The 12,170-nt window shown below is 62.6% G+C and carries 13 protein-coding genes and 1 pseudogene; 5 read left to right on the top strand and 9 right to left on the bottom strand.

Annotated features, from left to right (window positions below):
- On the top strand, positions 1–259 hold a 259-nt coding region (locus MOV75_RS11610), incomplete at its 5' end, for a hypothetical protein (RefSeq protein ID WP_247005738.1).
- 176 nt (positions 260–435) lie between these two features.
- On the opposite strand, the gene MOV75_RS11615 is transcribed toward MOV75_RS11610, so the two are convergent.
- On the bottom strand, positions 436–930 hold the full coding sequence (locus MOV75_RS11615) for a hypothetical protein (protein WP_246924332.1): 495 nt from the start codon (positions 928–930) through the stop codon (positions 436–438).
- Between the two features lie 178 nt (positions 931–1,108).
- Positions 1,109–1,297, bottom strand: a pseudogene (locus MOV75_RS42660) (aspartate/glutamate racemase family protein); the annotation flags it as partial.
- Between the two features lie 56 nt (positions 1,298–1,353).
- On the opposite strand from MOV75_RS42660, the gene MOV75_RS11625 reads away from it, so the two are divergent.
- Positions 1,354–2,097, top strand: coding sequence for a DUF5131 family protein (locus tag MOV75_RS11625; RefSeq protein ID WP_246924328.1), 744 nt, complete (start codon positions 1,354–1,356; stop codon positions 2,095–2,097).
- On the opposite strand, the gene tcmP is transcribed toward MOV75_RS11625, so the two are convergent.
- From tcmP to MOV75_RS11655, 6 genes are all read right to left on the bottom strand, one after another.
- The gene (gene tcmP, locus MOV75_RS11630; RefSeq protein WP_247005740.1) at positions 2,053–2,955 is read right to left on the bottom strand and encodes a three-Cys-motif partner protein TcmP; all 903 of its coding nucleotides are present in this window, start codon (positions 2,953–2,955) and stop codon (positions 2,053–2,055) included. The two genes, MOV75_RS11625 and tcmP, sit on opposite strands and share 45 nt — an antisense overlap.
- A gap of 146 nt (positions 2,956–3,101) precedes the next feature.
- Entirely contained in the window at positions 3,102–3,833 is a 732-nt protein-coding gene (locus tag MOV75_RS11635; RefSeq protein WP_246924323.1) for an aspartate/glutamate racemase family protein, read from the bottom strand.
- Positions 3,834–3,850: 17 nt separating this feature from the next.
- On the bottom strand, positions 3,851–4,729 hold the full coding sequence (locus MOV75_RS11640; protein ID WP_246924319.1) for an ABC transporter permease: 879 nt from the start codon (positions 4,727–4,729) through the stop codon (positions 3,851–3,853).
- A 3-nt stretch (positions 4,730–4,732) separates the two neighbouring features.
- A complete protein-coding gene (locus MOV75_RS11645; protein WP_246924315.1) occupies positions 4,733–5,692 on the bottom strand; it encodes an ABC transporter permease in 960 nt (319 codons plus the stop codon).
- Positions 5,692–6,981, bottom strand: coding sequence for a PotD/PotF family extracellular solute-binding protein (locus MOV75_RS11650; RefSeq protein ID WP_246924310.1), 1,290 nt, complete (start codon positions 6,979–6,981; stop codon positions 5,692–5,694). Before MOV75_RS11650 ends, MOV75_RS11645 begins: the two co-directional genes overlap by 1 nt.
- Before the next feature lie 42 nt (positions 6,982–7,023).
- Positions 7,024–8,010, bottom strand: a complete 987-nt coding sequence (locus MOV75_RS11655) for an ABC transporter ATP-binding protein (protein WP_246924307.1) — start codon at positions 8,008–8,010, stop codon at positions 7,024–7,026.
- A gap of 268 nt (positions 8,011–8,278) precedes the next feature.
- On the opposite strand from MOV75_RS11655, the gene MOV75_RS11660 reads away from it, so the two are divergent.
- On the top strand, positions 8,279–8,986 hold the full coding sequence (locus tag MOV75_RS11660; protein ID WP_246924304.1) for a GntR family transcriptional regulator: 708 nt from the start codon (positions 8,279–8,281) through the stop codon (positions 8,984–8,986).
- Between the two features lie 18 nt (positions 8,987–9,004).
- Here MOV75_RS11660 and MOV75_RS11665 read toward each other — a convergent pair whose 3' ends face one another.
- Entirely contained in the window at positions 9,005–9,214 is a 210-nt protein-coding gene (locus tag MOV75_RS11665; protein WP_246924300.1) for a hypothetical protein, read from the bottom strand.
- Positions 9,215–9,652: 438 nt separating this feature from the next.
- On the opposite strand from MOV75_RS11665, the gene MOV75_RS11670 reads away from it, so the two are divergent.
- Together MOV75_RS11670 and MOV75_RS11675 are read left to right on the top strand one after the other, a co-directional pair.
- Positions 9,653–11,011 (top strand): amidohydrolase family protein, encoded by a 1,359-nt coding sequence (locus tag MOV75_RS11670; protein ID WP_247005743.1) that lies wholly within the window; start codon positions 9,653–9,655, stop codon positions 11,009–11,011.
- A 369-nt stretch (positions 11,012–11,380) separates the two neighbouring features.
- Positions 11,381–12,170, top strand: a 790-nt coding sequence (locus MOV75_RS11675; RefSeq protein ID WP_247005744.1) for a CYTH domain-containing protein, incomplete at its 3' end; no start/stop codon positions are given.

A 12,170-nucleotide genomic window follows, 5' to 3' on the forward strand; every position in this document is an offset into this window, starting at 1 on the left:
CGGCTGGGGCCATGGTGGCGGCTGGGGCCACGGTGGCCATTGGCGTGGCGGCGGCTTCTGGCCGGGTGTTGCAATCGGGGCGGGTCTCGCCGGCGCTGGCTATTACGGCGCCTATTATGGCTACGGCTCCCCCTATTACGGTGATCCCTACTACTATGGTACCGGCTACAACGATGGCTATGGCGGCTGCTACGTCGCGCGAAAGCGCGTCATGACGCCGGCAGGCTGGCGTACCCGCCGCGTGGATGTCTGCGAATAGCGTCCCCACCAAAAAACAAGGCCGTTGACGCAGTATACCGTCAACGACCTTGCCAGCCCCGGACATTGAAATCGGCTCACGCCATCCGGTGACCGCGAGCATCGCGCGGAATCATCCGGTCGAATGTGATCCAGTTCACAAGTGGCGAAAATAAAGCCCGGCCGCGTGGCGGCCGTTTAGCCGCGCGAGCGCTTGCGCGCGCTGGCATGGACGCGGTGCCGCGCCGGTTTCCTGCGGGTAACCGCGGGCGCTTCAACCTCGGTTCCTCGCGCGCTGGCAAACGATTGCCGCAGGCCGTCGATGGACTCGTTCAGCGATGCGACCTGCTCGGACAGACGCTTGGTATCGGCCTGCTGCGCCGCCATCAGCCGCTTCATGGTCTGAAGCTGATCCTGCACCACCTGGAGCTGGTCGATCGATTCCTGCTGGGTCGCCTCCAGCCCCTTGGTCTTCTCGACGAGCTGCTCGGACGCCTGGGCGGTCCGCGCCTGGAGCTGCCGCGATGCCACCACCCGGTCGGGCTCGGGTGCTGCGCCGGTATAGGCCCGCCAGATCGCGATCGAGGTCACCCCCGCGATCAGAAGCAGGAGCGCTGCGGCGGTCAGCGCGATGGGCTGGGCGCCGAGACGGAGAAGGGGGTTGGACGGTGTGTCCTGTGCGAGATCGATCATCGCTGACAAAACCCAAATTGAAACTTGGTGAGTGGCGAAGACCGGCAGCCCTGAGGCCGCCGGGGCGTCCCGAAAACGTTACATGTCCGCAAGGAATGGGACCAAAAAGAGGCTGAAGGCAAAAAAACCAGCATTCAGCAGGCCTTGCGGCCTCCAAATGCCCCGACAGGAGCATGGTTCAGGGCTGAAATTGCGAAAACGGCCCGGAATAGGTCTTGGAGCGCGGCGCGGCATAGGGGCCGCGTCGGGAGGTCTTCAGGCCCAGCCGCACCAGTGATTCCGCCAGCGTCACCGCCGCAGCGACGCCGTCAATCACGGGCAGGCTGTGCGTGGCGGCGAGCTCGCTGGCGGTTAGTGCAATCCCGGACCCTTAGGGATAATTTACTGCACTCTGTCAGGTCTAAACGATCGGGAGGATGCACGATGGCCGAGACCTCGATCGAGTGGACCGACGCAACCTGGAATCCGGTCGCCGGTTGCACCGTGCTGTCCCCTGGCTGCACCAATTGCTACGCGATGCGCATGGCAGCACGTCTTGAAGCCATGGGAGCCGAAAAATACCGCGGCCTAACGCGAAAGAGTGGAGAACGGTCTGTTTGGACCGGCAAACTATTCCTCGATCTCCGAGCACTTGAAGCACCAAAGGCCTGGCGCAAACCACGCCAAATTTTTGTGAACTCAATGTCCGATCTCTTCCACGCGAATGTGCCGGATAGTTTTGTTCGCGAAGTGTGGGCGACGATGCAGGCGACACCACAGCACACCTATCAGATCTTAACCAAGCGCCCCGACCGGATGGCTGAGATCACACAAGCCTTGCCAACGCTCAAAAATGTCTGGCTTGGTACCAGTGTTGAGAATGCAGATTACTTTGATCGCATCGACGATCTACGCCGGGTCCGCGCGGTGGTTCGGTTCATTTCGTTCGAGCCGCTGCTCGGATCTGTCGCAACCGCCGACCTTTCCGGCATTCATTGGGCGATCGTTGGCGGTGAGAGCGGTCCCCGCGCCCGGTCGATGGATCCCAAGTGGGTGGACGAAGTCGAGATTGCTTGCCGCCGTCACGGCACGGCGTTTTTCTTCAAGCAATGGGGCGGTAGAAACAAGAAAGCAACCGGCAGACTACTTCGTGGTCGGACGTACGATGAGATGCCGCTTAGGATTTAATAGGTGATCACCGATCCGCGTGGCGAGACCGATCGCGTCTGACGCTGGATTGGAAATGCATAAGAACAGTGAAAACATCTGCGGCCCGCGGTCGATCGGTAGCGCAAGAGGTTTCAATACTGCGCCGAAGATTTCGCTAAGTCGCCCTCGCACGTAGCGTTCCAGACCAGCCGGATTGAGGTCTCTTCGTCGCTTCGGCAACATGCCGAACAGGTCGGGGGTGCCGACCTCAGGATAAAGCTCTTCTTCCCAAGATTCTGAGCCAAACATTCGCGTCAGCGCAGCGCGCTTATGCTCGTCAATGTCAGTCAGCTTCCTTGTGGCCTGTCGGAACAATCCGGCCAGCGGAAACAGAAACCAAACGTCGATTGCTTGTGTTCCGGCAATCGCTTGAAGAGTCGTCCACTCGACCTCCATTCCATATGGGTCAAGGAAGACCACGGCTCGTTTATCGGCCCAGCTGTTGTTGGCGACAAGTCGCTTTAGGGCTGAATTTGCGTCTTCTTCTGCGACGACGATCCTGCGTTGGAGATTTTTGGCGCGCAAGTCTTCCAGCGCGGACACGTAGTTGGGGTTCTTCTCGATGAAGACGATGAAATCAAACTCAGGTCTTACATCCAGCGCTATTTGAGCTGATCCGCGCCTTCGCTCGACAACCTCTTCGACCGGCTTTTCTACTAGGGTGGCGCCCTGTCGTTCGGTTCGTACCGTCCGAGTACCGCTCCCGGCAAACGCGTCAATGTACCAAAGGTTTTTGAAGCGAGGACGAAGCGCTGTGGTGAATGCGTTCAAATACCCCTCAATGATCGACAACTTGAGTTCGGTATGCTGCCCGCCAAATTCGTGATCTGCGACCATGATATCTCACACGCCTCAACGGCGTAGGTAAATGTCGTCAAATATGCATCCGGAAATATACTCTACCAAAAATAGTATCAATCTATTGGCGAAAAGCAAACGTGTGAGGAGCTGACCAAATCTGGATTTGTCAGTGTCAGCCGAGCCTAGGGCTGAAATTGCAAAAACGGCCCGGAATAGGTCTTGGAGCGCGGCGCGGCATAGGGGCCGAGTCGGGAGGTCTTCAGGCCCAGCCGCACCAGTGATTCCGCCAGCGTTACCGCCGCAGCGACGCCGTCAATCACGGGCAGGCTGTGCGTGGCGGCGAACTCGCTGGCGAGATCGGCCATGCCGGCGCAGCCGAGCACGATGGCTTCGGCGCGGTCGTCACGGATCGCGGCCGTGATCTCCGCGGAGATTTTTGCGAGCGCATCGGTGTTGCGCTCCTCGAGTGCCAGCACCGGGACTTCGGCGGCGCGAACGCGGGCGCAGCGATCGGCCAGGCCATACTTCTTCAGATTGTGCTCGATCGGGACGATGGAGACACCTAGCGTCGTCACCACGGCAAAGCGGGCGGCGACCAGGCTCGCCATGTGGAAGCCGGCTTCACCAATGCCGATCACCGGCGTCTTTGCGGCGGCGCGCGCCGCGTCGAGGCCGGTGTCGTCGAAGCAGGCGATGATGTGGGCCTCCGCGCCGTCGCGATCAGCCTCGCGGATGCAGCCGAGCATGCCGGGGACGGCGAAGGCCTCGTCGTAAAATCCCTCGATCGAGACCGGGCCCATCGTCGGCTGCCGCGCATCGATCACCGTGCCGGACAGGGCGATGCTGCGCGCCGCAGCGGCGATCTTCGCCGTCATCGACGCGGTGGTGTTGGGATTGACGATGTGCAGTCGCATCTCGATCAGCAAGCCCCTTAGACGAGTCCCTTGCCGGCGTCCGAGCCCTTGGCCGCCTGCCGCTTGTTGAGCATGTGGATGGTGCCGAGCGCAAGGCTGATCACCGTGAACGAGACCGCCGAGATCACGGTGCCGAGCGCATAGATGTCAGGGTTCGTCACGGTGGTGGTAAGGCCCTGCAGATCCAGCGGCAACGTATTCACCGCCCCGATCGCCTGGCTGGAGCGGGCGAGCTCGTCCCAGGACAGCGTGAAGCCGAACAGGCCGATGCCGATCACCGAGGGCAGGATGATCGGCAGCACGACATGACGGAAGGTCTGCCACGGCGTCGCACCGAGATCGCGCGCGGCTTCCTCGAGGCGCGGGTCGAAGCGGTTGAAGATCGCGAACATGATGAGCAGGCCGAACGGCAGCGTCCAGGTCAGGTGCGCGCCGAGCCCGGAGGTGAGCAGGCCCATCGAGGTCTCGAAATTCTCGCTCCAGTGCGCCTTGATCAGGTCGTCGATGATGCGGAATTCAAGCGAGATGCCGAGCGAGGTGATGATCGAGGGCACGATCAGGCTCGCGATCGCCGAGTAGAACAGGATGCTCTGCGCCTTGAACTTGCGGCGGAAGGCCATGCCGGCGGCAACCGAGAGCACGACGGTGACAGTCATGACGATGATGCCGAGCAGCAGCGAGCGGCGGAAGGCGGCGCCGAGATCGACGATGCCGGTGCCCTGGAACAGTTTTGCGATCCAGAAGGTCGACACGCCGTTCATCGGGAAGGTGAGGCCGCCCTGCGGCCCCTGGAACGACAGCACGTAGATCGCGATCATCGGACCGTAGAGAAACAGCACATAGGCCGCGAAGAAGATCGCGAGCACGTAGAAAGAGCGCGGGCGTCCTTCCTTCATGCTCTAGAGCTCCTTCTTGATGTCGACGATGCGCGACATCGTGGAGATGATCAGGAAGGTGATGGCGAGCAGGATCACGGCGTTGGCTGCCGCCGCAGGGAACTGCAATGCGTTCACGCGCGTCTCGATGATCTTGCCGGCGGCGGCGATCTGCTGGCCGCCCATCACCCCGATGGTGATGAAATCGCCCATCACGATGGTGATGACGAAGATCGAGCCGATCACGATGCCGGGTTTTGCCAGCGGAATGATGACGTTGACGAGGGTCTGGAAGCCGGTGGCACCGGCGTCATAGGCGGCCTCGATCAGCGACTTGTCGATGCGCACCATCGAATTGAAGATCGGCACCACCATGAAGAAGGTGAAGAGGTGCACCAGCGCCAGCACCACGGAGAATTCGGAGAACAGCAGCCATTCGATCGGGTGGTTGATCAGCCCTGTCTTGACGAGGCCGGAATTCACCAGCCCGTTGCGCCCGAGCAGCGGGATCCAGGCGATCATGCGGATCACGTTGGAGGTCCAGAACGGGATCGTACAGAGCAGCGACAGTCCCATCTGCCAGGTCTTGGACTTGACGTGGAAGGCGAGGAAATAGGCGACCCAGAAGCCGATGAACAGCGTGATGGCCCAGACCAGGAAGCAGAGCTTCAGCGTCTTCAGGTAGGTCTTGCCGATCGTGCAGAGATCGGGGAGCTGCGCGATGCAGCCCTCGAACGTGTCGGTGTAGCCGCGGCCGGAGAAGGCGGGCAGCAGCTGGTATTCGTTGTAATCCCAGAACGAGACGATGACGACGAACACCAGTGGGATGAGAAAGAAGGCGAGAAACACCAGCATCATCGGCCCGGCCTGAAGCCAGGAGATGAATGACGGCGACAGGCGCGTCGGTTTTGCCGCGCGCGCTGTGCCCGACCCCGGGATCAAACCCGGGGACGCCTGTTGCAGGACTTCTTCCGACATGTCCATTACGCCGCGATGAACTCATTCCACTTGCGGACCATGTAGTCGTTCTCGTCCATCACTGCGTTCCAGCACGCGACGCCGCCCATGCGGTCCTCGTAGGAGCCGCCGTCGCGCACGGAGCCTGCCTTCTCGAGCAGCGAGCCGTCGGGCGCCTTGATGTCCTTCTCGGCCGGCTTGCCTTCCATCCAATAGGCCCACTCGTAGGGCTCCATGTGCGCCTTCGCGGTAGAGAGTACGGCCGAGTAGTAGCCCTGGCGGTTGAGATAGGCGCCGGCATAGCCTGATAGAAACCAGTTGACGAATTCGTAGGCCCATTCGAGCTTCGCACCCGACACGCCCTTGGAGACGCAGAAGCCGGAGGCCCAGGAGCGATAACCTTCCTTCAGCGGCTGGAAGGTGCAGGCGATCCCCATCGACCGCACCTTGGTCACCGCGGGCGACCACATCGACTGGATCACGGTCTCGCCTGAGGCCATCAGGTTGACGCTCTCGTTGAAGTCCTTCCAGAACGCGCGGAACTGACCGGCCTTCTTGGCTTCGGTCATCACCTTCATGGTGAGATCGATCTCTTCCTTGGTCATGTTGCCCTTGTCGGCATATTTGTACTTGCCGGTGGCTTCCACGACCATCGCGGCATCCATGATGCCGATCGAGGGGATGTTGAGGATCGAGGCCTTGCCCTTGAACTCGGGGTTGAGCAGCTCGGACCACGAGCTGATCGGGCGCTTGATCAGGTCGGGGCGGACGCCGAGCGTGTCGGCGTTGTAGACGGTCGGGATCAGCGTGACGAAATCAGTCGCCGAGGTCGCGAACTTCTTGGAGTCCTTGCCTTCGAGATAAAGCACCTTCCAGGGCGCGGTGCCCTGGCCGCCGATCTTCTTGCCGCCGGGCGTCTCGCCCTTGGTGAAGACGGGCGTGATGTTGTCGAACTGCTTGATCTTCTTGGCATCGAGCGCAAGGATGTTGCCCGATGGCACGATCTTCTTCAGCGAGAAATATTCGGTATCCAGCACGTCGAAGGAGTTCGGCTGGGTCATCACGCGCTTGGTGACGTCGTCGGTGGTCGCGGTGATGTATTCGATCTTGATGCCGGTGTCCTTCAGGCACTGCTTGGCGATGTCGTCGCCTTCGTTCACGGCCGTGCCGAGATAGCGCAGCACCTTTGCATCGGCCGACTTCACATAGGGAAAGCCGGTGATGGCGCCGGAGCCGGCGGCAAGGCCGGCGAGACCCGCGGTGCCCTTGAGCAGCGTGCGGCGGCTGACGCCTTTCGTCCTGGTGGTCTCGGTCATGTCAGTCACTCCTCTGTTGCGCATTCCATCGATCGATCGGCGCTATTGCAGGCGTTGCGCCTTGGCGGGATCCCATGTGGCCAGCACACGATCGCCCGGACGGAACGGGTGGACGTCGAAGGTGGCTTCGGGAACGTGGGAGAACAGGGCCGTGCCGTCGTCGAGCGTGAGCGAGACGGCGACATAAGAGCCCTGGTACTCGGTCTGGGTCAGCAGCGCCGGCGCGCCGAACGCACCATTGGTGAACGGCGCGATGCCGAGTTGATCTGCGCGCACGGCGATGAGGTTGCCGGCGTCGCTGAGCACGTTGTGGCCGCCGATGAAGCGCGCGACGAATTCGGTGCGGGGATGGTGGAAGATGTCGCGGGCCGTGCCCTGCTGCTCGATCCGGCCATGGTTCATCACCACGATGTGGTCGGCGAGCGCCATTGCCTCTTCCTGGCCATGGGTGACCTGGATGAAGCTGATGCCAAGCTCGCGCTGCAGCCGCTTGAGTTCACCGCGCATCCTCACCCGCAGGAACGGATCGAGCGCGGACAGCGGCTCGTCGAGCAGGAGGATCTGCGGCTCGGTGATCAGCGCGCGAGCGAGCGCGACGCGTTGCTGCTGGCCGCCGGAGAGCTGCGCCGGCAGCCGGCCCGCATAGGGGCTCATCGCCACCAGCTCCAGCAATTCGCCGGCGCGCTTGTGACGCGTCGGCTTGTCGATGCCGCGCATCTTCAGGGCGAAGGCGACGTTGTCGATCACGCTCAGATGCGGAAACAGCGCGTAGGACTGGAACATCATCGCCGTGCCGCGCTCGGCCGGCGGCAGGTCGGTGACGTTCTGGCTGCCCAGGATGATGTCGCCCTCGCTGACCGCCTCGTGGCCCGCGATCATCCGCAGGGTCGATGTCTTGCCGCAGCCGGACGGGCCGAGCAGGCAGCAATAGGTGCCGGCCGGGATCTTCAAATTGACGGTGTCGACCGCCAGCGTCGTGTCATAGCGCTTGGTGACGGCGACCAGTTCGAGAGCGGCGGGAGTGGCCATGGCGTGTCCAAGGAGGGCGGTGCTGCCGCTCTCTCCGCAAGGTCCGTGCCAATCGCCTCTCTGCCGGCCAAATTCCGGAACTGTGCAGCGGAGTCAGATCGTTAGATCAAATCCGGCAGATCCGATTGCCCGACCCGTGCGCGGTCGTCTGCACACAAAATGGGCGAAGATTGTATAAAGTTTCGCCTATGATTGGATACATCTCGTCGACTAACATTCGCATTCGAACGTCGTCGATCGATGCCTTCAAACCCAACCCCTCGACCCAATGGCCGCCAAGCCCCGACCCAAATCCGACGCGCCCGATGCGAGCGATCGCGTCAGCCGCATCCGGGAGGGTGTGACCGCGGCGATCCTCGAGCATCGCCTGCTGCCGGGCACGAAGCTCGGCGAGGATGAGATCGGCGAGATCTACGGCGCGAGCCGTACGCTGGTCCGCACTGCGCTCCAGCAACTCGCGCACGAGGGCATCGTCAACATCGAGAAGAACCGTGGCGCCTTCGTCGCGCGGCCGACGCCAGCGGATGCCCGCGAAGTCTTCGAGGCGCGCCGCTTGATCGAGCCCACCATCGTCGATCATGCCTGTGACGCGGTGTCGCCGGCCTGGCTCGATCGTCTCCAGCAACATCTTGCCGAGGAACGCGAGGCCGAGCGGCGCGGCGACGCCCGCGCCTCGGTCCGGCTCTCCGGCGAGTTTCACCGGCTCATTGCCGAGATGAGCGGCCACAGCATCTATCTCGGCTTCCTGAAGGAGCTGATCGCGCGTTCCTCGCTGATCATCCTGCTCTACCGCCGTCACGACACGCCGGCCTGCGGCACCGACCACCACGCCGGCATCGTCGCCGCGATCCGCAAACGCGACAGAGAGGCCGCGCGCGCGCAGATGCTGTCGCATCTGGACGAGATCGAGGCCGAGCTGTTCCTGAAGGATCCGGCCGCTGACGAGCTGCGGCTCGCCGACGTGCTTGGGGCGTGAGCGAGCTGCGTCAGCTCGTTACGTCAGCGGCGATCCCAGGTTTCGTCTGACGATCTTGAGCACCAGCAGGACGGCGCCGAGCGCAAGAAACAGCACGCCCAAAATCGTCACGCCGGTGGATTCGAATGTCACGCCGACCGCGGTCAGCAGGCATCCGACGATGATCGCGAGAAGCCCGCCGAGCATCTTGGTCAGCAGAACGCGTTCGTCACTGGTCTGTGTCACCATGTTGCGCCTCGCTTACTTGATGTCAGGTCTACCTTTGAGACTTCCTCCCGCCCCGACGATCTTCCATCGCATAGCGCGTTCTGGATCGTACTCCACTACGAGCCGGGTGCAATCTGGCGTTGATGGAACTGCGGGCTCTCATCTATTTTTGATTCGAGTTTGATGCATGCGTGGCAGTGAAGCTTACGCATATGCCGGAAATTCACGCTGCGTTGCGCGCTCGCAAGCTCTTGCATCGAGTCGTATGGCAGGACTGCAAAATCGCCTAGCGGTTGCAAATTGACTCGTCGTGGGCGGCGGAATCAACTGACCAGCGTCGAGTTCTCGGTCCTCGGACTGCTGCTCGGCATCGACCTTCTGTCCCACGGCATCGGGGGGCTGACTTTTGCCTGGCCCCTCGTCGCCAAGCCTGCGTAAGCGCCGCCGGGGAGACTGAACATGTTGAGTTGGCGTACGCTGGCGGTGCCGTTGCGAGCCGCCGCACTGCTTGCGTTCACGGCGGCAGTTCTTGGCCTCGCGCGACCCGCATCAGCTCAACAGGATTCCGCCGTCCTGTTCCGCAACGTCCGGATCTTCGATGGCAAGGGTGGCTCGCTCTCCGCGCCGTCCAGCGTCCTGGTCCGGAACAAGATCATCGAGAAGATCTCGACCGGCGACATGACCGCCTCCGCTCAAATGATCGACGGCGGCGGCCGCGTGCTGATGCCGGGCCTGATCGACGCGCATTGGCATGCGATGCTGGTGCGGCCCACGCCGATGGCCGTGCTTGCGGGGGATATCGGTTACAACAATCTGCTCGCCGCCAGCGAAGCGACCGCGACGCTGATGCGTGGCTTCACCACCGTGCGCGACATGGGCGGGCCGAGCTTCGGCCTCAAGCAGGCCATCGACGAGGGCCTCGTCGCCGGTCCTCGCATCTATCCCTCGGGCGCCATGATCACCATCACCAGCGGCCATGGCGACTTCCGCCAGCTTTCGGACCTGCCGCGCACGATCGGTGGGATGCTCAGCCGCATGGAACGGATCGGCGGCAGCATGGTCGCCGACAGTCCCGACGAGGTCCGGGTGCGCGCGCGCGAGCAGCTCATGCAGGGCGCTTCGCAGGTCAAGCTCACGGCCGGCGGCGGCGTCGCTTCGCCGTTCAGCCCGCTCGATGTCTCCACCTTTACCGAGCCGGAGCTGCGTGCCGCCGTCGAAGCTGCCGACAATTGGGGGACTTATGTCGCGACCCACGCCTACACGCCGGTTGCGATCCAGCGCTCGATCGCAGCCGGCGTCAGATGCATCGAGCATGGTCATCTCATGGACGAGGCGAGCGCGCGGCTGATGGCTGAGAAGGGCATCTGGCTGAGCACGCAGCCGTTTCTCGATCTGTCCGCTGCGGCGGCGCTCGGCCCCGCCGAGCAGGACAAGATGCGGCAGGTGGTTACCGGCACCGACCGCGTCTATGCCTTGGTGAAGAAGTACGGCATCAAAACCGCGTTCGGAACCGACATTCTGTTTTCGAAGGCGCTGGCGGATACTCAGGGCGCGATGCTTGCCGCATTGACGCGCTGGTACACGCCGGCCGAAGCGCTGACCATGGCAACGTCGACCAATGCGGAACTGCTGAGCCTGTCGGGCGCGCGAAATCCTTACCCAGGCCGGCTCGGCGTGGTGGAGGAAGGCGCGCTGGCCGATCTCCTGCTGATCGACGGCAATCCGCTCGACAACATCAGGGTTGTCGAGGATCCCGTGAAGAATTTTGTGGTGATCATGAAGGGCGGCAGGATTTACAAGAACACGCTGGCACACTGATGCGCGTCCGCGCGCCCTGATCCGGCGAAAACGAAGAGCTTCCGCTCTGATCGTTGGGAACCGTCTCTTGCGACGCCAATCCGTTGCGATCTCCGGGATGACGGGGCTGCATCGGGCTTGTCACAAACTCCGCCCCGTCATCGGAGCTGGCTTCTCAATTCGGTTTCGGGAGCTGCGGGATTCGCTATCGATTCGATCGCCTGCCGGACCGGCTGCAATTTGAGCCGTCACGTCGCTGGATTGTGACAAACCTCGGCAGTGTTGCCGCGCCTCGTATGCAAGATCACGCATGCGACGTAACGACTGTTCCTTGCTTGCGGCTCCGGCTATATGCTGTCGCTCTGTCATCGAACTGTCATGTTACCGTAGATGCTAAAGTCAGATGCAACGCCGGTCCGCAAGACCCCGGTCGCGCCCGATGGGAATCCTGCTCCAAAGGACAACAAGAGAACGCAAGTCGCCGCCGGCTTCCTGAGGCAAATTGAGGACGGCGCGGAACCCGCGAACGTCGAGGGCGCTGTGAGTGATCAGACGCCATCGCAAGACGCGCCCCCCGCGCCAACGCAGTCGTCAGCCGCCGCACGGCCTGCCGGCGAAATCGAGCTCAAGCTCATCGTCGATGCCGATCGTATGGCGCATTTCAACGCCGCGCCTGTCATTGCGGCGCACGCGCGCAACAAGGGCTCGCGAAAGCATCTCAAGTCGGTCTACTACGACACACCGGAACGCGCGCTTCGGCGCAATGGCCTCAGCCTGCGCGTGCGCCAGAGCGGTACGCGCTTCGTGCAGACGGTGAAGACCGAGGCGCTTGAGGATCCGCTGCGCCGTGGCGAGTGGGAGGCGAGCGTGCCGTCGCTTGCGCCCGATCTCGCGCTGGCGATGCCCTTCATTCCGGAGAAGCTTCGCAGCTCCCTCGAAGCGCATCCGCTCGAGGCCATCTTCACAGCCGACGTCCATCGCCACGCGCGGATGATCGACCTGCCGACCGGCACGGTTGAAGTCGCGTTCGACCAGGGCGAGCTGACGGCCGGCGACCGCTCGCTGCCGGTGAGCGAGATCGAGCTCGAACTCAAGAGCGGCAGCGCGAGCACGATCTACGAGGTCGCCTTGCTGCTTGCGGAGCAGGGCGCGGTGAAGCCGTCGATCCGCACCAAGTCCG

The organism is Bradyrhizobium sp. PRIMUS42 (assembly GCF_023006515.1).
Taxonomy (GTDB): Bacteria; Pseudomonadota; Alphaproteobacteria; order Rhizobiales; family Xanthobacteraceae; genus Bradyrhizobium.